General features: G+C 33.5%; 15 protein-coding genes. 7 read left to right on the top strand and 8 right to left on the bottom strand.

Annotation, left to right across the window (positions count from 1 at the left end; translation table 11 throughout):
• Positions 1–123: 123 nt before the first annotated feature.
• From H0V01_12590 to H0V01_12580, 3 genes are all read left to right on the top strand, one after another.
• Positions 124–1485 (top strand): pyridoxal-phosphate dependent enzyme, encoded by a 1362-nt coding sequence (locus H0V01_12590; GenBank protein ID MBA2584213.1) that lies wholly within the window; start codon positions 124–126, stop codon positions 1483–1485.
• A 177-nt stretch (positions 1486–1662) separates the two neighbouring features.
• The gene (locus tag H0V01_12585) at positions 1663–2451 is read left to right on the top strand and encodes an ABC transporter substrate-binding protein (protein ID MBA2584212.1); all 789 of its coding nucleotides are present in this window, start codon (positions 1663–1665) and stop codon (positions 2449–2451) included.
• A gap of 158 nt (positions 2452–2609) precedes the next feature.
• The gene (locus tag H0V01_12580; protein MBA2584211.1) at positions 2610–4823 is read left to right on the top strand and encodes a patatin-like phospholipase family protein; all 2214 of its coding nucleotides are present in this window, start codon (positions 2610–2612) and stop codon (positions 4821–4823) included.
• A 115-nt stretch (positions 4824–4938) separates the two neighbouring features.
• Here H0V01_12580 and H0V01_12575 read toward each other — a convergent pair whose 3' ends face one another.
• The 3 genes from H0V01_12575 to H0V01_12565 all read right to left on the bottom strand — a co-directional run bounded on the left by H0V01_12575 (position 4939) and on the right by H0V01_12565 (position 12532).
• On the bottom strand, positions 4939–7164 hold the full coding sequence (locus H0V01_12575) for an NADP-dependent isocitrate dehydrogenase (GenBank protein ID MBA2584210.1): 2226 nt from the start codon (positions 7162–7164) through the stop codon (positions 4939–4941).
• A gap of 973 nt (positions 7165–8137) precedes the next feature.
• Positions 8138–10582, bottom strand: coding sequence for a carbohydrate binding family 9 domain-containing protein (locus tag H0V01_12570; protein MBA2584209.1), 2445 nt, complete (start codon positions 10580–10582; stop codon positions 8138–8140).
• A gap of 69 nt (positions 10583–10651) precedes the next feature.
• Positions 10652–12532, bottom strand: coding sequence for a peptidase M61 (locus H0V01_12565; GenBank protein MBA2584208.1), 1881 nt, complete (start codon positions 12530–12532; stop codon positions 10652–10654).
• Between the two features lie 359 nt (positions 12533–12891).
• On the opposite strand from H0V01_12565, the gene H0V01_12560 reads away from it, so the two are divergent.
• The gene (locus H0V01_12560; GenBank protein ID MBA2584207.1) at positions 12892–13458 is read left to right on the top strand and encodes a pseudouridine synthase; all 567 of its coding nucleotides are present in this window, start codon (positions 12892–12894) and stop codon (positions 13456–13458) included.
• Positions 13459–13548: 90 nt separating this feature from the next.
• On the opposite strand, the gene H0V01_12555 is transcribed toward H0V01_12560, so the two are convergent.
• The 4 genes from H0V01_12555 to H0V01_12540 form a co-directional block, all read right to left on the bottom strand.
• On the bottom strand, positions 13549–15633 hold the full coding sequence (locus H0V01_12555; protein MBA2584206.1) for a hypothetical protein: 2085 nt from the start codon (positions 15631–15633) through the stop codon (positions 13549–13551).
• Positions 15634–15797: 164 nt separating this feature from the next.
• On the bottom strand, positions 15798–16544 hold the full coding sequence (fabG, locus tag H0V01_12550; GenBank protein MBA2584205.1) for a 3-oxoacyl-[acyl-carrier-protein] reductase: 747 nt from the start codon (positions 16542–16544) through the stop codon (positions 15798–15800).
• Positions 16545–16680: 136 nt separating this feature from the next.
• Positions 16681–17529: a deoxyribonuclease IV gene (locus H0V01_12545; protein MBA2584204.1), complete on the bottom strand. Its 849-nt coding sequence runs from the start codon at positions 17527–17529 to the stop codon at positions 16681–16683.
• A gap of 215 nt (positions 17530–17744) precedes the next feature.
• Complete coding sequence (locus tag H0V01_12540; protein ID MBA2584203.1) at positions 17745–18608, bottom strand: hypothetical protein; 864 nt, start codon at positions 18606–18608, stop codon at positions 17745–17747.
• A 117-nt stretch (positions 18609–18725) separates the two neighbouring features.
• Between H0V01_12540 and H0V01_12535 the strand changes: the two genes are divergently transcribed.
• The 3 genes from H0V01_12535 (at position 18726) to H0V01_12525 (ending at position 20741) form a co-directional block, all read left to right on the top strand.
• Positions 18726–19166 carry a peptidylprolyl isomerase gene (locus H0V01_12535; GenBank protein ID MBA2584202.1) on the top strand — a complete coding sequence of 147 codons (441 nt, stop codon included), beginning with the start codon at positions 18726–18728 and terminating at the stop codon, positions 19164–19166.
• Positions 19167–19180: 14 nt separating this feature from the next.
• On the top strand, positions 19181–19996 hold the full coding sequence (gene murQ / locus H0V01_12530; protein ID MBA2584201.1) for an N-acetylmuramic acid 6-phosphate etherase: 816 nt from the start codon (positions 19181–19183) through the stop codon (positions 19994–19996).
• 178 nt (positions 19997–20174) lie between these two features.
• Positions 20175–20741 (top strand): hypothetical protein, encoded by a 567-nt coding sequence (locus H0V01_12525; GenBank protein MBA2584200.1) that lies wholly within the window; start codon positions 20175–20177, stop codon positions 20739–20741.
• 410 nt (positions 20742–21151) lie between these two features.
• Here the strand turns inward: H0V01_12525 and H0V01_12520 are convergent, their stop codons facing one another.
• On the bottom strand, positions 21152–21547 hold the full coding sequence (locus H0V01_12520) for a hypothetical protein (protein MBA2584199.1): 396 nt from the start codon (positions 21545–21547) through the stop codon (positions 21152–21154).
• Positions 21548–21651 lie beyond the last annotated feature (104 nt).

The raw sequence follows: 21651 nt of genomic DNA, 5'->3' as shown, positions 1-21651 counted from the left end.
AGCTTTTTTTAGTAAAATTGTATAGATAAAGTTTAAGGCTGAAGCAAGGGGAAATTTAAAAAAATTTATAAGGGTGAAATAATTATTTACTTTTGCACCTTATTAAAAAACAAAAACTCAAAAATGTACTACAATAATATTCTTGAAACCATTGGAAATACTCCTTTAGTTAAATTAAACAACGTAACAAAAGGCATTAAAGCTACTGTTTTGGCAAAGGTTGAGACTTTTAATCCTGGAAACTCTATCAAAGATCGGATGGCCCTTAAAATGATTGAGGATGCTGAAAAAGCAGGACTAATCAAACCGGGTGGAACCATTATTGAGGGTACTTCAGGAAATACAGGAATGGGCTTGGCACTTGCCTGTATTGTAAAAGGATATCGTCTTATTTGTACAATGCCTGATAAACAATCCAAAGAAAAAATGGATATTTTAAGAGCCGTTGGAGCCGAAGTGGTTGTAACTCCTACCAACGTTACACCGGAAGATCCCCGCTCCTATTATTCAGTTGCAAGAAGGCTGGCCAGTGAAATTCCTAATTCATATTATCCAAACCAATATGATAATTTATCAAATACTGCTGCCAATTACGAGCAAACAGGGCCGGAAATATGGGAACAAACAGAAGGCAAAATAACCCATTTAGTTGTAGGTGTTGGCACAGGTGGAACTTTATCCGGTGCAGGTAAATACCTTAAGGAAAAAAATCCAAACATTAAAATTTGGGGCATCGATACTTATGGATCTGTATTTAAAAAGTACAAGGAAACTGGGATATTTGACGAAAATGAAATTTATTCTTATTTAACAGAAGGAATCGGTGAGGACATCTTACCTAAAAATGTTGATTTTGATGTTGTTGATCACTTTGAAAAGGTAACCGACAAAGATGGTATGGTAATGACGAGAGAGATAGCCAGAAAAGAAGGCATTTTTGTTGGAAACTCTGCAGGATGTGCTGTTGCAGGACTTTTACAAATGAAGGATCAATTAAAGGAGGATGATCTTGTTGTAATTATATTCCATGACCATGGAAGCAGGTACATTGGAAAAATATTCAATGATGACTGGATGCGTGAACGTGGTTTTTTGGAAAAAGCATCTCCCCTTGCCACTGACCTTATTGAAAACCATAAAAACGAAAAGTTAATTACGGCTGATGCTAATCAATCGGTGGCTGAAGTCATGTACAAAATGACCAGATTTAATATTTCTCAAATTCCTGTGATAAAAAACGGAGAATTTGTAGGTTCAATTAGTGATAATCATTTACTGGGAATTCTAACGGATAACCCTGAATTGAAAAAATCTATGGTTGAAGAAATAATGCAAACTGCCTTCCCTATTGTTTCAAAAAACGCCAAAATGGAAGATATTTCAAAATTAATTAATAAAAACAATGCAGCAGTGCTTGTTAAACTGGATGACAATTCTATGCATATAGTTACAAAACATGATCTGATCAATGCCATTGCCAGATAATACTTGTATTTAATTACCTGATAACAAAGCCTTACCGAAGTTTTTAATAATTGGTAAGGCTTTGTTTTTGAATTCAATTTGACCTACTCCCTTTCTATTAATCAAAGCCTGTAGTGAACCATTCTTTATTAATAATTAGCAGTTTTAAATTTATATGCCTTTATGGGAATTTCAGAAATAACAATTCATATTGATCAGTTAGGAAGGGAAGTTCAGATTAATGGAGTTCCTGAAAGAATAATTTCACTTGTTCCTTCTCAAACTGAATTTCTATGGGATATTGGTTTAAACACTGAAATTGTTGGAATCACTAAATTTTGTGTTCATCCTGATGTACTATTCCAAAGCAAAACCCGGGTTGGGGGTACTAAAAATCTGGATTTAGGAAAGATAAAAAAGCTCAAGCCCGATCTTATTATCTGTAACAAGGAAGAAAATCAAAAAGAACAAATTGAATTCCTTATGGAGTATTATACAGTATGGGTAAGTGATATAAATACATTGGATGATGCATTTGATATGATGCAAAAATTAGGTAAAATAACCCAAAAAGAAGAAGCATCATTGGCCTTAATCACCCAAATAAGACAGCAGTTTGAACTTTTAGCTGTTGAAGAATCAAAATCACACAAGGTTGCTTATTTTATATGGAAAGACCCTTATATGGTAAGTGGATCTAATAATTTCATAGATTTTATGCTTGAAAAATGTGGACTGGTAAATGTATTCAAAAACCATGAATTACGTTATCCCTCAATAACTTTCAAGGAATTGGCTAATTTGGGTGTTGATCTGATTTTTCTTTCTTCAGAGCCATTTCCTTTTGCTGACAAGCATATTAAGGAGTTTGAGCTTGAATTTGTAAATGCAAAAGTAAGAATTGTGGATGGTGAATTTTTTTCATGGTATGGAAGCCGTTTGGCCCTTGCTCCAAAGTACTTGAATGATTTACTAAAAAGCATCTGATCCTTTGAATGGCATAGAAATTCAAGGAAGTTGAGTGTTATCTGTCGAAACTTTTTTAGCTTTGTTAAAATAAAACTTTTAGGCCCATCAAATCTTTCATTTACATCATTTTAATACTTACATCCATTTTATGGCAAGGCTCAATCTATGCTCAAAAAGTGGGAGTTGTTTTAAGCGGTGGAGGAGCAGCAGGTCTTGCGCATATAGGAGTTCTTAAAGCACTGGAAGATAATAATATCCCAATTGATTATATTACAGGCACTTCAATGGGAGCGTTAGTTGGGGCCATGTATGCAGCAGGTTATTCCCCTGGGTATATGGAACAAATAGTGAATTCAGAAGTGTTCCGAAATATTGCTTATGGTAATATCGATGATAAGTACATTTATTATTTTAAACAAAAAGATGCCAACAGCAGCTGGATTACCTTAAGGTTTTCACCAAACTCACATATTGAAACCTCCCTGCCAACCAACCTTATTTCGCCAATTTCCGCTGATTTATCTCTTTTAGAACAGTTATCAGGCCCTAGTGCAGTGGCTGGCAATAATTTTAATAATTTGTTTATTCCTTTTCGCTGTGTTGCTTCTGATGTGGTATCTAAAAAACAGGTAATATTCAGTACAGGGAATCTAAGCCAGGCAGTAAGAGCTTCCATGTCCTATCCTTTTTATTTGCAACCAGTTTGTATTGATGATAAAATGCTTTTTGACGGGGGATTGTACAATAATTTTCCTTCGGATGTAATGTATAGTGATTTTTTTCCAGATATAGTCATTGGTAGCAGCGTTTCAGGGAATTTGGCTCCTCCGGAGGAAGACAATCTTATTTCCCAAATAAAAAGTATGTTGGTAAACATTACCAATTACAGTACTCTTTGCGAAAATGGGATTATGATTGAACCCAAAACAGATATTTCACTATTTAATTTTGATGACCCTCAAATAATCATTGATCAAGGCTACAAGGAAGCATTGGTGCATATTGAAAATATTAAATCCTCTATTCAACGCAGAACAGACAATGTAGAACTTAATCAAAAAAGAGCTGAATTCAGAAATAAAATTCCTTCCCTTGTTTTTAATGATATTCACATAAATGGATTAAATAAAAAACAATCAAATTATGTAAAACGAATTCTATTAAGAAAAGAAAAAGAAATTGAATATGAGAGCCTTAAAAAGCATTATTACAGGTTAATAACGGATGATAAAATCAATGCAATTTACCCTATAGCAGTATATATACCAGAATCCAACAATTATGATCTTTATTTAAAAATTAAAAAAGAGAGAGAAATCATCACCCATTTTGGTGGAAATATTTCTAACCGGGCAATAAACCAGGGATTTGTTGGGCTTCAATACAATTATTTGGGCAATCAAGCAGTAACACTTTCAGCAAATTCATATTTTGGTAAATTATATGGCTCTGGTCAGGTAAAAGCAAGGATAGATTTTACTTCCCGTTTGCCCTTTTTTATTGAAACTGCTTTTACACTTAACAGATGGGACTTTTTTAAAAGCAGCAGTGCCTTTTTTGAAGATGTAAAACCCTCTTATTTGATTCAAAATGAGAAATATGCTGATGCTATTATTGCTCTTCCTGTTTCAAATAAAGGAATGCTTAAAAGCGGCTTCACCTATGGAAACCTTCGTAATGAATATTATCAGATTAGGCAATTTTCAATTTCTGATACTGCAGATAAAACAACCTTTAATTTATTTACCTATAGTTTAGCCTACGAGAGAAATTCACTTAACAGAAAGCAATATGCAAGTGAGGGATCTTTTTTTAACCTTGGTGCCAGATTTATTCATGGTGAAGAATTTACAAAACCAGGTTCAACAGCCATTGCCGAACTTCCATATAGAGGAATTCATGAATGGGGACAACTCAGACTTGTTTTTGACAATTATTTCAACAAAAACGGACGATTTAAATTTGGGGTTTATGTGGAAGCTAATTATTCAAATCAACCCTTTTTTCACAATTATACAGGAACTATTCTTGCAGCTCCTGCATTCTCCCCCACTCCGGAAACCAAAACTATATTCCTCGAAAAGTTCAGGGCCTATAAATATGGGGCCTTTGGGTTAAAAAAAATCTTTAGTATACGTAAAAACATGGATTTTAGAATTGAAGCTTATGTATTTCAACCTTATAAAGAAATCATAAGACAAGAAGATCAAACTGCTGCATATGGCTTGGCTTTTAGTTCAAGAAGTTTTCTTGGATCAACAAATTTTGTTTACCATACTCCTGTAGGTCCACTTTCCATAAGTGTAAATTATTATGAAAAACAAGAAGAACCCTGGAGCTTTCTGTTTCATTTCGGATATATTCTTTTCAACAGAAGGGCTTTGGACTAAAACAAACTTTTTTAAAAACAGGACAAAATAAATTCAGGCATAATTAAAAAACAAAATAGCAAAAAAGGCTGCTCGAACTAAATCGAGCAGCCTTTTTTAACTAATTATTTATACCTTAAAAAGTATTAAGAATGGTATTTAGCGTTGCACTTGGACGCATTGCTTTTTCTGTTTTAACAGCATCAGGATGATAATATCCTCCCAAATCAACAGGTTTTCCTTGAACTGTATTTAATTCTTCCACAATTTTAGATTCATTCTCAGAAAGTGCTATTGCCAAATTTCTGAATTTTTGTTGAAGTTCCATGTTTTTGCTTTGTTCAGCAAGGGCTTGCGCCCAATATAAAGCAAGGTAAAAATGACTGCCTCTGTTATCCAATTCGCCTACATTCCGTAAGGGAGATTTATCGTTTTCAAGGAATTTGCCATTTGCTTTATTTAAAGTTTCGGCTAAAAGCTGGGTTTTCTCATTTTGAGTTTTGTAAGCCATATCCTCTAAAGAAACAGCCAGGGCTAAAAACTCTCCAAGGGAATCCCACCTTAAATGATTTTCTTCTAGAAATTGCTCAACATGTTTTGGTGCTGAACCACCAGCACCTGTCTCAAAAAGGCCTCCACCTGCTAATAACGGAACAATTGAAAGCATTTTTGCACTGGTACCCAATTCAAGAATAGGAAATAAATCGGTTAAATAATCACGTAAAACATTGCCTGTTACAGAAATAGTATCTTTACCTGCTTTTGCTCTTTCACAGGTAAAACGCATTGCTTCTACAGGTGACATAATTTTAATGTCTAAACCGGCAGTATCATGGTCTTTTAGATATTTATTTACCTTTTCAATCAGGTTTGCATCGTGTGCCCTGTTTTTATCAAGCCAAAAAATTGTAGGTGTTTGGGTTGCTTTTGCTCTTTTAACTGCCAATTTAACCCAGTCCTGAACTGGTAAATCTTTTGTCTGGCACATTCTCCAGATATCTCCTTCTTCAACCTTATGCTTCATTAATTTTTTTCCTGAAAAATCAGTAACGCTCACGAACCCGCTTTTTGCAATTTTAAAGGTTTTATCGTGTGAACCGTATTCTTCGGCCTTTTGAGCCATAAGGCCAATATTAGGAACTGTGCCCATGGTTGTAACATCAAAAGCACCATTTTCCTTACAAAAAGTAATTATTTCATCATAAATTCCTGCATAACAACGGTCTGGAATCATGGCCTTCATATCATGCAGTTTACCATCAGATCCCCACATTCTTCCTGAAGTACGTATAGCGGCAGGCATAGAAGCATCAATAATAACATCACTGGGTACATGTAAATTGGTAATTCCCTTATCTGAATTAACCATAGCTAACTCAGGACGGTTTTTGTAAACTTCCTTGATATCGGCCTCTATTGCTGCTTTTTGATCTACTGGTAGATTTTGAATTTTAGTATATACATCACCTAGTCCATTATTTTCATCAACTCCTAGTATTTGAAAAACAGAGGCATGTTTTTCAAATACATCTTTAAAATACACAGTAACAGCATGTCCAAACATAATAGGATCAGACACTTTCATCATTGTTGCTTTAAGATGCAGAGATAATAATATACCTGACTTTTTTGCATCTTCTATTTCTGTTTCATAAAATGCTCTAAGGGCATTTTTGCTCATAACAGAAGCATCGATTACTTCTTCGGAAAGCAAGGATAATTTTTCTTTTAATATTTCTGTATTTCCATCTTGGTCAATAAATTCAATTTTCACATCCCCTTTTTGCCCTATAACCACCGATTGTTCGCTTCCATAAAAATCTCCACTGTTCATGTGTGCAACGTGAGTTTTGGAATCTTTTGACCAGGCACCCATGGAATGTGGATTCTTTTTAGCATATTCCTTAACTGGGCCGGCCACCCTTCTGTCTGAATTACCTTCCCTTAAAACTGGGTTTACAGCACTTCCCAATATTTTTGAATAGCGGGCTTTTACTTCCTTTTCTTCATCTGTTTTAGGATTTGAAGGATAGTCTGGAATTTTATATCCTTGATCCTGCAATTCTTTAATGGCTTCAGATAATTGAGGTATGGAGGCACTAATATTAGGCAGTTTAATAATATTTGCTTCAGGGGTTTTAGCTAATTGTCCTAAATAAGCCAATTCGTCATTTTGCTTTTGACTATTCGATAAACATTCAGGAAAATTTGAAATTATTCTGCCTGCAAGTGAAATGTCTTTTGTTTCAACTACAATGCCTGCTGCCTTTGTAAAGGTGTTTACAATTGGCAAAAAGGAGTAGGTTGCCAGTGCTGGGGCTTCATCTGTAAGGGTGTAAATGATTTTGGATGTTTTTTCCATCTTGTTTTTTTATTTAAAATATTCCACAAGCAATGTGAATGGTTAATAATAGCAAAAACCCTGTTGTGAAAACAGGTTGGTTTATTCTTGTGCAAAATTAGAAATACTGAAGATATTAAGAAGGATTATATGAATTATTTGGGGAAAAGAATAGTATAGTGTTCGCAATTAATGGAATGCTTCATGCAAAAGCGCAGTAAAGGGAGTATGGATTGCTAATAATTAGATTTCTATATTTGTTTTTACTATTTTTTTCTCTGAAACAGAATCTTTTGCTTTGGCAAATGAAAAATTTTTAAGCAAAGAGCGCAAGCAAAGGAAGTCAAGACTGTTTAAGGATTTGTTCTTTATTAATTAAGCTTCTGTAATTCTTAGAAAATACTGCAAATCAATGCATCATTTTCTAATCATTTAATTTCAGAGCTGCCTCCTCAAAAAAACCATTCCCTTTTTATTGTTATATTTGTTTGAATTCATTATTTAAAGGCAAACTGTAGAAGTTTTATCATTTTCCAGGCCGTTTTGCAAAATCAATAATGAAGGTAAACAAATTGAAATTTTTCATTGAGTAATTAACACTCTTCTTTGTTTGCCTTTTTTGTCATAACAGCAATCATAGGCTAAATTATCCTCAAAATGAAATTTTGAAAAAATTCAAGAGGAAAATATCGTCTAATGTAGTAATGGCTATATCTTTTTCTAATTTCAAAGGATAGAATTAGGGATGGATATTTAATTAAACCGAGTATAAAATATCCCTTTACTCATTGCATTTCGAAATAAGTATTGGTATATTTAAGATAGAAGTGTCTATTTTTTATCCTTGGTTGTTTTATAAATTAAAAGAAAAAGGATGTTTTGTGGATTTTATAAAAACAACTGTTTAAAGGAAGAAATCGACCATGATTTTCCAATAATACAAAGTCAATATTTTATCTTAAAATAATAGTGCTTAGGGTGAAAATATATTTTACTACTTTCGCTTTGCTGCACTTTTAATGGTTAAATAATCCAGATAATAGAGTAATTTAATGGATATACTGTTAAGTTCAGGAGATTCTAAAGTGTTTTTCAGGTTATTGTAATAGTTTCTGTGAATTTCAGCTTCTCTGTTTAGAATAGCATTTTTCCAAACTAATGTCATTTCACTTCCAGGTGCAAAATTCCAAACATAAACTAAATCAATATTGAAAGCATTAAAGTTTACATTGTTGTGTTCCTTGTAAATGTCATTTTTTAATGTGCCATCATCCGCTAATAATTTAAAATCCATGTATTCTGCTTTTGACCAGTAATGCCTTCCTCTTAATGACAATGACATTCTATTTGTAAAGGTATAAGTAGTTGTAAGGGTATTTATTACTGTTTGCACATTTCTTATTCCAAAAATAATCCTTTTTTCCTCCGGTTTGCTCACATAACCTACATCATTCTTTTTGTTTTCGTAATAATAACTAAAAACAAAAAACAATTTATTACTTGCCCTAAAACGTGGGGAAATGCTATAATTATAATTAATTCGGTCTGTTTCGTTGAATTTTGTTGCTGCTGCATTTATATCAAGAGCAAGTTTTTTTCTGTAATCAGATGAAATCCAATAGCCTCCATTTATATTTTCTGGTAAAACATAAAACCTTCCTGGTGTTCGTGCTTCAAAATAATCATAGGTTACAATGGGTTCTAACTTTATATTCATTCCAGTACTTAAGAATTTCTTTGTAATAGTCGTTCGGACTGATCCGTTAATATTAAAATCTTGAAATACATTGGGTTGATATAACTGGGAATAATAAAAACCAAGATTCGTGAAAATATTATTCAACTTCCAAAAAGGCTTATATATGTTATATTCCATCCCACCATAGTAGGTAACCTGATTGTTCATCATTAAAAAGCCCAGGTCATTGGGATTATAAGTGTCACTTTTTAAACCTTGATTCAGGTAGTATAGAAAATTCCCGCTTGTTTTTGCAAAATTAACATCATAGGCCATGCCTAAAACCGGTTTAATTAAGCCTGTATTGTATTTCTGACTTAAATTTGCATTCCCTCCAAAAGCATAAGTAACAGTTTTGTCCATTAAGCGGAATTGAGCTCCCGTTACATTTGCATCATAATAACTTCCCTCACGTAAAACATTGGTGTTTACAAAACTAACATAGGAATTGTTTTTTAAGGATTGATCAAATACAACAACATTATAATTGGTTAAGGGTGATGTTAATACATTGCGAAGCTCCCCTTCAGTATCCTCAATAGTTGCAAATGCATTTAAGGTAGTTGCATTAAATATCCCAATTCCCAATCCTGAACTTGTTCTGCCAGAAACTTTAGTAGCATTAACCATTTGAGTGGTTGAAGGATTTGTTATTAATTTTTCGCCCTCTTTTACTTCATTATTAACAGAATAATAACCAAAGGGCTCGCCTCCTACTCTTCTTGTATAAAATAAGCCTCCCCTGTTAAATAATTCTGTTCCTTCTGTAAAAAAGGGCCTGAAATCATTAAATTGAATTTCAAAGGGAGATAGATTTAAAACAAGGTTATCCGATTGAACCTGGCCAAAATCAGGCACCAATGTCATATCAAGAGTAAAACTTTCATTTATTCCATATTTAATATCGGCTCCGGCATTAAATGTGGTTGCAGAAAGTACAGAAGTTTTATTTAAAAAATTTCTCTTTTCCGTACTTACAAAATTGGTATACCCTGAAATATAAGGGGTAAGTGATAAGCGAATGGGAGAAACTATCTTTTCAATTCCGGTTAATACGCCAAATTGATTTACGAATCCATCCCTGGCAGGATCGATATGGTTCCAAAAACTTGTTTCCCTGTGCCTTCTTATTCTCCTGATAAAATTAACACCCCAGATTTGTATTTCAGCCTTTGAAAAGCGCAATGCAGAATAAGGAATTTTCAATTCTACAACCCACGAATTTTCGTTTATTTGAACTTTACTCTCCCAAACTGCATTCCATTCCATATCCTGACCATTGGATGAATATCGGGCATCAAGCTGAACTCCTGAAGGTGTTACAAAAAAGCCAAAGGCATTAATTCCGTCCTGGTAAGTGTCAATTATAATTCCAAAAAGATCCGTATTTCCCTCCGTGTCCCTTTTGCTAAGTTCTCTTAGAATACTATCAGGGGATACATCATAAAGGGTGGCGCCAATATATAAAGCCTGATCATCATAAAGAAGCTTAACTTCTGTAGGTTGAGAGCAAAGGTTTCCAGGTTTCAACTCATTTTGAATAAAATCTCGAGCAATAGAAACATCAATCCATGCTTCTTCATCAAGAACTCCATCAATTCTGGGAGACTGCAAAATACGATGTGCATGCAAGTTCTTTTTTTCCTGTGCATGAACATTATTTAAAGCAATGAAAATAAAAAACAGAATTATATACCTCATATTAAACCATGAAATATAAAACACATTCTTTTGCACATATAAAAATCTAAAAAAATAGCTGGTATAATACTAAAATCCAAGCAATGAGTTTCTAAGTTGGAGTTGACTTTCAGTTGGATTAGGGATAAATTCAATTATATTTTTTACTTCTACCATAACAGATTTAGGAATTGCTTTTGAAGTTAAAGTATCTAAACCTCTTTTATATACTAAAGTTATTTCCTGCAAACTTCTGGTTTCAATAATGGGATTCAACAGCTCATTGTAATTAGAAATTGTAAGGGCTTGATCATTTACCGACAAAATTGCATCCCCATTTTCCAGGCCAAAAGCATTTTCCTTTATATTGGAATTCATTACCAGGAATTGTTCTTTTTTTGCATCATAGGTAAAACTTATTTTTCCAAATGTTTTCATACTATCTTGTCTTGATTCAATAAACCTCCATCCTATTTTATTGAAATATTCAGCATAGGGAAGCGGTTTATTTCCAATAACATAATTATCAAAATAGTGTTTTATTTCAGGAGAAGTCATGGAAATTATTTCATCTATTAATTCATCATCTTTAAATGATTTATTGGGTCCGTACTTTTTAGACAAATCAAGCATAACATCTTTAAGGCTTTGTTTCCCATTGCTAAGTTCCTGAAGCCTAATGTCAAGCAAGAACCCTAATAAGGCTCCCTTACTGTAAACATTGCTGTACATTTCCTTATATTGATCTGTCAAAATATTTTGACTCATATCAGTAAATGAAACATCAGGATAGGTGGCGGCCTTATTTATTTTTGCTTTTATTTCAGTTTTAAATTCTTCGTAAGTAGTGAATTTATTCCTTACCTGGATTAAATCAGCAAAATATTCAGTAACACCCTCATACATCCATAAATGCTTTGACATTTTTGGATCCCTGAAATTAAAATCACCTATTTCCTGGCTATGAATATTCAGAGGGGTTAAAATATGAAGAAATTCATGTGAAGCAATACTCAACACCATAGATTTTACCCGTTCTGGATTATTGAATTCCGGTAAAAAATAAAATGAACTGTATGAATGTTCTAAGGCACCGTATCCGCCATAGGTGGTAATTCCAAGTTTTTTATCTTTTTTCTGAACATATTCGGGGAAATACATTAAAAAATAGTATTTGTCAACAGGCATTTGCCCGAAAAAATCAGTTAAGGATGTGGCAAGGGGAACTAGATATTCTTTTACTTTTTCGGCCCTAACAACACCTGTTTCTGAAAATACCGAAACTACAATTCTAGTGTTTCCACTCATAAAACTTACAGTATCGGGTATACTGTACATAACCGGGTTATCTACAAGCTTTACATAATCACTGGCAAAAAGAATATCCATGTTTGAGGAAATATTTTTAATTTCCAGGGCCGTAGATCCAAAAAGATTATCTGGTTTTAATATACTTATTTCATAGGGCAACATCTTATATCCTTCCAGATAACCCCAAAATCCCTGATGATTTATAACAAAACTCTTACCTGCATCTATATTGGTACCACCGGGTTGAAAAATATAATTGTCATTTGAAGCATCCCAGGTATCGTTAACCAAATATTCAATGCGACTAAGACGAGTTGCATCCTCAATATGAAAAACATTATTTCCCTCCTTTGTTACTTTTAATTTTTTTCCTTTTTCATCAAAAGCAATAAAATTTTCAATAAATCTTCCAAAATCCTTCAAAGAATATGAACCAGGAATTACTGAAGGCATAATCCATGAAACCTTGTCCTCTTTTACTATAGGGGTTTTAACAATTACTTTTACCTTATCCTTTTTTACTTTTTCAAGATTAGCAGTTATTTCATATTTAGCCTGAGCCTGAATTTCAGTTAAGGAAAACAGGCAAAAAACTGCAAGCATTGAAATTATCAAGGAAGGACTTAGCGTTTTAGGAAAATATGCTTTGAAATTAAACATGATTCGGTATTTATAATAAATTTAAAAACTAGGTAGAATGGTAATAAGGGGTGAAAATATTGATAATTAACTGTATTTCAAAAAAACATCGATTATTTACAATTTTTCAGATCAAATAAAATTTACTGAAATATATAAAATGAAACATCCTGCTCATAATTAAAATCAAACAAACAGGGAAATTCACCACTGCCATTCATCTATTAAAGAATAATTGCTTTTTTTATTATTCAACAATTAAGAGCAATTACTGGGCTTTAAACAATTTGAAACTTTTGTAATTTCTTTTACCTTCGCTGCTATATACCTAATTAGTTCTGTAAATTTCCTGAATACTATTTTCACAATTCCAGTTTATGATTCATAGGCATTTTATTTTTCATAAACCTTTTGGCTACCTAAGCCAGTTTGTGCTGGAATCAAAAAAGAAGAAAAAATTACTAGGTGAATTGTATAATTTCCCTGAAAAAACTATGTCAATTGGCCGACTTGATGAACAAAGCGAAGGCTTGCTTTTATTAACCACAAACGGTAAAGTAAGTGCCAATATTTGTAGCAATAAAATAGAAAAAGAGTATTACGTACAATTGGATGGACTTATAACAAACAAGGCAATTGACTTGTTAAAACAGGGAGTTGAAATAGGAATCAGAAATATTAAATATCAAACCCTGCCCTGCACTGCATTTAAACTCAATGAATTTCCCGCTTTCGGAGAGCGTGGTCGTAAAATAAGAGATGACAGACATGGCCCTACTTGCTGGGTTTCAATTACCATTAAAGAAGGAAAATTCAGGCAAATCAGAAAAATGACTGCAGCAGTGGGTTTTCCTACACTTCGCCTTGTAAGGGTGCGCGTTGGAAATATTCATCTTGAAAATTTACTGGCTGGTGAAGTTATTGAAGTGGCTGAACTAAAAATTTAAAAAGTATTCGCTTTCAACACTTTGCTCTTATTATCAAAAACCGAAAAACAAACCCAATACAGGCTAAGTTTCTTTGCTGTAGATAAAAAATCAATAAGCTCCGTTTCTTTTCCTTAAAAACCATTCAAAGGAAATAAGCATTAAAATTAAAAAGAAAACCCATTTAAAATTAATCAGTTCATTCAGGCGCTCCTGTGTATAAAAAACAGGTTTAATATCTTCCCTGGTTTTGATGAGTTGAAACAAGTTTAATAATTCGGATGGATAAACCATTTCCCCGTCCTGTTTTTTTGTTAAACTATAAAGTAATTGATGATCTGCTTCTGTTACAAGTGATTCTATTTGCAGTGCACTAACACTGAATTCTCCGGACTGAATCAAAACCTTTTCCCCTATTTTAACTTTAGCTTCATATTTATATTCACCAACGGGAAAAAGTCCGGCATTGAGTTTATATGCATTTGAAGTTTTACTGAATGCAAAAGGATATTTATTGTTTTGGTTATTTATAATGTTGATTGCTATTTCAGGTTCATTAATAAGTTCGTAAATATCATTGTATAGTTCGGCTTCAAACTCCACAGGCTGATTTTCATAAAAATTATTTTTACTTATTACCCTGAAGTGATTTTTATCCACTTTCATGGCAAGATATTGAATTGTTTTACTGATTAATTCATTGAAGGCATCGTGATTTTCATTTTCAACATAATCTACAATGCGCCATCTCCAAATGCCCTCTCCTGTAAACACACCTATTTTAGAACCACCGGAAGCATTAAACAATATTAAAGGATCGGAAGTTTCAACCATACCTATTTTCTGTTTCATAAGAATATAGCTAGATGCAGCAGCTTTATAATTACCAAAAGGAACAAGTGCAGGAGGAAACTTTTTAATGGCTTTAAGGGTTTGCTCACTCAAAGAAAATACACTAAAGTTATCAACGATTAAAGCTTGGCTCTCATTTTGTTTGCCAGGGCTGCCAACAATGTTTAAACCAACATTACGTGCATTAAAATGATTCAATGAAGATTGATTACCCAAAATATACAGCCTTGGTATATCAAGTTTTTCCAATTCATCAAGAATGGCAGCGGCAGGATTATTTAAGGAGGGGATCTGGTGAAGAATTACAAGGTTGTATTCTTTAATAGATTTCTTAAAATCGGAAGCCAAAGAAAAAACAACTTCATAATTGTCGTTTGATTCAATACTGAATTTAAGTGCGGCAATATCAGGGTGGGGAGAATTTGCAAGTATTAGCACTTTTTGCCTTCCATCAAGAACATCAATAAAAACATCCTTTTGGTTGTTTACATAAGTGATCTCACCCTCCAGATTATTTAATTTAACACTGTATTTTTGAATGCCAATTTCCTTTGCTTCAAGCATTACAGGGACTGTTACACTATATTTTTGATTGTTTATACTAATCTTCTGAGAAAAAAGAACCTTGTTTCCTTTTGAAACAGTAAGCATTGTTTCTTTTTTATCCAGTTGTTTTGCATCAACCTGAATTTCCAGGGGGAAAGAATTACCATAATAGGCAATTCTGTTGTGAGCAACCTTAGCAAGTACCAAATCTTTTTTAATTGCAGTATCACCAAGGGCAATGGCATAAAAAGGGAAATTAAACTTTTGGGATGTATAAAGTGGATTCATCCCTTTGTTGTATAAACCATCTGAAGCAATAATTAGCGCCCCAACATTTCTGTTGCTATAACGGGTATTTATCTCTTCCATTAATTCAGAAAAATCCGTTTCTTTATCTGTATAATTAAAACTTAAATCCTGAGAAATGGAACTTCCAAAGGAATATGTTTTAATATCAAAGGAATCATCAAATTTTGCAATTAGTTCCTCTAGTTTTTCCTTATATTGGGTTTTATAATAAGAAGAATCTTTGCCTATACAAACCGATTCGGAATTATCCTGGGCAATAATGATAATGGGCTTTTCTATTTCTCTGAAAACAGTTCTGAGTAAAGGGCCCAGGAGCAAAAAGGAAAGAATTGAAACACTTGTAAATCTAAAGAGGGCCATAAAAATTGGAACCCAAGCATTGGCTGCTTCAAAAAGTGATGATTTAAAGTACAGTAATGCTGCATATGCAGCACCGAGCAACATGCAGAAAACAACAAACCAAAGCGGATATTCAGTGATAAAACTCAAATGAAAAAAAGATTTCCGGAAAACCGTTACCTGAACAAACAGGAAATTTATTAAAACTACGAATAATAAAATAGACTTCAAACAAACGGCAGAAGCTGAGTTTTCTTATAAAAAAGCAAACATAAAGCAGGGATAGAAATACCTTGATAGTTGCTGAAAAAAAATCAGGTTAACATTCCACCACATACATTGTAAACCTGTCCGGTAATGTAGGATGACATATCAGAAGCAAGAAAAAGAGTAAGATTTGCAACATCCTCAGGAGTACCTCCTCTTTTTAATGGAATAGAGTCTCTCCAGCTTTGTACTACAGCAGGATCAAGAGCAGCCGTCATTTCTGTTTCAATAAATCCTGGAGCAATAGCATTGCAACGTATATTCCTTGATCCAAGTTCTTTGGCAATAGATTTTGTAAAGCCGTTAATCCCTGCTTTTGAGGCTGAATAATTCGATTGCCCTGGATTTCCATTAACTCCAACAACTGAACTCATATTAATTATAGATCCGTAACGCTGCTTAAGCATTGGTCTTTGAGCGGCTTTGGTAATATTAAAAACCGATTTTAAATTGGTGTTTATCACATCATCCCAGGCTTCTTCTGTCATTCGCATTAACAGGTTATCCTTTGTAATACCTGCATTGTTAACCACAATATGCAAAGCACCAAAATCTGCAACCACAGAATTCACAAGTTCCTCAGCAGCTTTAAAATCAGCGGCATTGGAACGGTACCCTTTTGCTTTTATTCCAAATGCAGCCAATTCTTCCTCGAGTGCTTTTCCTTTTTCAACGGATGATAAATAAGTAAAAGCAACATTTGCGCCCTGCTGAGCAAATTTTTCAGCAATAGCCTTGCCAATACCTCTTGATGCACCGGTAACAAGAGCAACTTTTCCTTCAAGTAATTTCATTAAAGTTAGATGTTTTATATGTTAATATTAAAAAATCTTCCAAATATAATGGAAAATAGTATTTAGTTACCCCTGTTGGGTTAAAAACAATCGCTAAAATTTAGAACAGCTCTATCCTTCACTTTTTATTCTACCCCTAAAAAGAGTTTATAGAGGACAATGCTAATTCATTCAATACCCTTAGATTTACTTTATCCATGTCATTTTCCTTTGGTGTTTCCAAAACCTTTGGTATATCCGGAAACCACTTCATAATCTCTTTGAAAGGCTCAAGTCCTAATTTACCTTTTCCTATATGTTCGTGCCTATCCAGTTTACTCGCTAATTCTCCCTTAGAGTCATTAAAGTGAAAGGCAAACAGTTTATTAATCCCTACGATTTTATCCAGCTTGTCCATAGTAATTTCAAAACCTTCCTTCTTGCGAATATCATAACCTGAAGCAAAGGCATGGCAGGTATCAAAACATATCCCAATACGGGGAGATCCAACATGTTTTATAATTTCAGCTAAATGTTCGAACCTTCCTCCTATGCTTGAACCTTGCCCTGCGGTATTCTCCAACAATATTTTCACATTTGATTGCTCAGTACTTTCCAAAACTGCAATAAGCGCATCTGCAATATTGATAATCCCTTCTTTTAAAGTTGAATTTTTAAATGAACCGGGATGAAGCACAGTAAATGCAAGTCCTAATTGCTGACAGCGTTTAACTTCCGAAGCAAGAGAAAATAGTGATCTTTCCCTAATTATTTCATTTGAACTTGCAACATTTATAAGGTAACTTGTATGCGAAAAAGCTGTTACTATTCCGAATTTAATCAAATTTTCTCTGAATAAATTCCCCTCTGTTTCTGAAATTTCTCTTTCTCTCCATTGGCGCTGGTTCTTTGTAAATATTTGGAACGTATTAATTCCAAGTCTTTTTGACTCAAGAAAGGCATTTTCATATCCCCCAGCAATTGAACAATGAACCCCAAGCAACATATCGAAAAATTCATGTAAATGAATATAAATTTAGCAAAAATGCCTGAATAATTATTTACCTTACTTATCCTTGTTTGAACAAATCCTTTTTTGAAAAGGGTATTACTTAAAGGAATAAAAGAACCCTGATTTTTGCCTTATTCTTAAATAAGGCAAAAATCAGGGTTCTTTTAATTAAAATATCAAGCCTTAAACCTAATACATTTTAATTCTTTTTAATGAACGTGGCCCGCCTTCTGTTCCGCTGGTTTTAAAATAATTTTCCTATCCCCTGAATCGTTAAATGGTCCTGCCACAGGCAATCCTGCATTGTCAACAAGTTGAATTCTAACTGTATTTTCTCCCATTGGCAATCCTTGAATTTGATAGGGAAGCCATTTTGTAAGCAGGAAAGTAGTTCCATTAATTGTTAAACTTACCTTATTTCCACTTTCCGATATATTAGTGTTAACAAGGTAGAAATCAAGAAGAAGTTTTTCAGTGTCAGCTCCTATATATTCCCCTTTTGGGCGGCTATAAAAAAGATGTTGTCCATTTAAGTTATAATCCTGCTGATCTTTTGTTGCACCTACATTTATTTGTTTTAGTAAATAGGCAGTGTTGTTTTTAATGCTTTCATGGTAAGAACGAGAAAGAAAGGCCAAAAGCAGGTGTTTGCCTGGCTGTAGTTCTTTTTCAATAGTGGGTTCATAATGAGCAGTATAGGGGGCGTTATTTAAAATCCAATGAATGTGTTGTCCTTGTTTTGAAACAGCACACTCACGGTGTTCTTCTCCTGGTGTTGGAGATCCAAGTTCAAAATTTTTAACTTCAAAACCAAAGGTGTTTTTTCCTTGTGTTAAATTTTTTGAAAGATCAGGGTTTTTAAGGGAAAGTTTTGCATTTGGAAATAATGGAGAATCAGGTGCTTCTGTTAATATTATACCATCTTTCTCTGTTCTGAAATAGGGTTCTACTATTTCCTGGTTTGCTGTTTCAGCAGGTGATTTTACAGTATCAAGTGTTTCAGGTTCATTATTAGTACAGGAATTTAATATTAACATTGCTGCAAATGCTCCCAAAAAATAAAATCTTTTCATAAAAATGGTGTTTAATAATTATTAATTATGCCTATTCCCACAAATATAATAATTTTGAGCTCGAATAAAAAGGCAATATTGTTATTAATCAAATGTTAAACTATCAAAAATAAATTTATGACAACAACAGCAGAAATTCACACAGCCAAAGGAGTAATGAAAGTAGAGTTTTATGAAAAAGATGCACCAAAAACAGTTGCAAATTTTGTTAAATTGTCCAAAAGCGGATTTTACAATGGACTTACTTTTCACAGGGTTATTCCTGATTTTGTAATACAGGGAGGATGTCCGGATGGCACAGGAGCTGGTGGACCAGGTTATTCCATTGACTGTGAGTTAACAGGCGAGAACCAGTACCATGATAAAGGAGTGCTTTCCATGGCCCATGCCGGAAGAAATACAGGTGGATCACAGTTTTTTATCTGCCATAACAGATCTAATACACAGCACCTAGACCGACAACATACTGCTTTTGGCAAAGTAACAGAAGGTGTTGAGTTTATTGACGCCATAAGGGGTGGTGATAAAATTGAAAAAATTGTAATCCTTGAACAATAGTCAATACGTATTAAATGAGCCTAAAAATCACAGAAAGCTCTTCTCTGTATAACAACATTGAGAAGATGTCAAGCATTGAAATTCTTAAATGCATAAATAAAGAGGATCATTCTGTACCACTTGCCATAGAAGCTGCATTGCCACAAATTGAAAAACTTGTGGATGCCATAGCAGAAAAAATGATGGCAGGTGGAAGGCTCTTTTATTTAGGAGCTGGAACCAGCGGACGATTAGGAATTGTTGATGCTTCTGAATGCCCTCCTACCTATGGTATTCCTCATGGTATGGTTGTAGGGCTGATTGCTGGTGGAGATAATGCAATAAGAAAAGCAGTGGAATTTGCCGAAGATGATACACAACAAGGTTGGAAAGACCTTCAGGAACACGAAATTTCAGCACAAGATGTTGTATTGGGAATAACCGCATCCGGATCAACTCCTTATGTTGTTGGTGCAATACAAAAATGCAGGGAAAATGGTATTGTAACCGGCGGAATTAGTTGCAATCCTCAAAGTGAATTATGCAAACAGGCCTTATTTCCAATTGAGGTAATTGTAGGTCCCGAATTTATAACCGGAAGTACAAGAATGAAATCAGGAACTGCTCAAAAGCTGGTTTTAAATATGATTTCAACAACCGTAATGGTTAAACTTGGAAAGGTAAAAGGAAACAAAATGGTTGATATGCAACTTAGCAATGTGAAATTAATCGACCGTGGAACTAAAATGGTAATGGATGCATTAAATGTTCCCTATCAAACAGCCAATAGTCTTTTAAAGAAATTTGGAAGTGTTAGGAAAGCCATTGAAAATGCACAGGAATCACAATAAAAATATTATTTTAAGTTGAAAAATTTCTATTTTATTTAATGCACTAAAATATTTATATTTATGTTAAATAATTATCTGAAAGCCTAAGTAAATAAGCATTTAAAAACAAATGCATGCTTATTTACTTTTTAAAAAACTCAGATTTTAATTAAAAATAAATTAGTAAATAGTAGTATTGATGCATAATCTGGAACCGCACTATAACTGGCATAGTTATTATCTTTCCTCAGAAGATATAAAATCTCCTTTTTTCGGTAGAGAATACAGTGAATTTGAATTTACCCATTCAATATACAACCATGTAATACATCCACAATGGGATGATATTGGTTCGCCAACATTGTTTATCAAAATCCTTTTTGCTGATTATGATGAAGGTGTTGCCATTATTGAATTAATAGGAGAATGGAACGATTGCATAAACAATGACATTATGTTTTTAAAGCGTGACATTGCAGATTTGCTTATAAAAAAAGGAATAAACAAGTTTATTCTTATCGGCGAAAATGTATTTAATTTTCATCATTCTGATGATTGTTATTATGAGGAGTGGTTTGATGATATTGACGATGGCTGGATTGCCTTTTTAAATTTCAGGGAACATGTAGTAAAGGAATTTCAACAGGGAAATATTGATTATTATATTGTTCTGGGAGGAATTTTAAACGAATTACACTGGCGCACTTTAACTCCACAACAACTCTTTGAACACGTGAATGCAATGGTTATGAAAAGATTAAATTAATAATCAATTCCTTAAAATATTTGTCGCAAAATTCTTTCATAATTATCCTCTTTGAATAAAAAGCAGGTTTCCCGCCTAAATCCAAATTTCTACTCCAATAAAAATAAAAGTGCCAAATTAATATCCATTTTTTACAAATGTTAATTAATTTGACACAATGACCAAAGGCTGTTGCCTTTTAAATTTATCCTTTAAAATTAATTTTTGATGTTTTAAATTAAGTTCTAACCTTAAAATTTAAAAATCAATTCAATTTAATCAATATCGTTTTCTGCATACCCTCAGGTGGGGCCGGTTTGCAGTGTTCCTGTACAACGGTACGAAAGGTAATAGTCACGATGCATCGGAATCAAAATGCACCAAGCCCCCACTTGAGGGCATGCAGTGTTGCCACTAGTGCTTTTTATTTTCTAATAAGTTACACCAACTAACAAGCAATCATTGGATAAGAAATTTTCAGTTCCACCTATCCCGGCAGATGAAGAAAGAGAGTTGCTTTTTACTTTTATTGTGGAGGAAACTTTTACATTACCTTGTTTGTCCTTAGCTGAGATTTTATATTTACCCGCTTTAAGGTTTAAGTATAATGCTTTTGCTTTTAATGTGTCATTTTCACAGGTTGGTTTGTCTTTTAAATAGGGAATAGGGCCTTTTATTTGGTCATTAACATACAATGTAAGTTCACTGTCTTCTATATCATTACTTGTCCAGAAGTAACTGTTAAAGTTTGTATTGTCTTTTTTACAGCTAATAAAAAACACAACTGACAGTAAAAAAAGAGTTTGAATTGCTGTTTTAGTTTTCATATGTATATAATTTGTTTTTTAAAGGCCATCCCGATTTATCGGGATAGCCATGTTATATTCATTAGTGTTTGTGCACTGTTCGTGCATGGCTATTTCACATGTAT

It is taken from the genome of Bacteroidota bacterium, assembly GCA_013696965.1.
In the GTDB taxonomy this organism is placed as follows: Bacteria; Bacteroidota; Bacteroidia; order JACCXN01; family JACCXN01; genus JACCXN01.
Note: the sequence above shows the minus strand (reverse complement) of the source record. Positions and strands in the feature narration are given on the sequence as shown.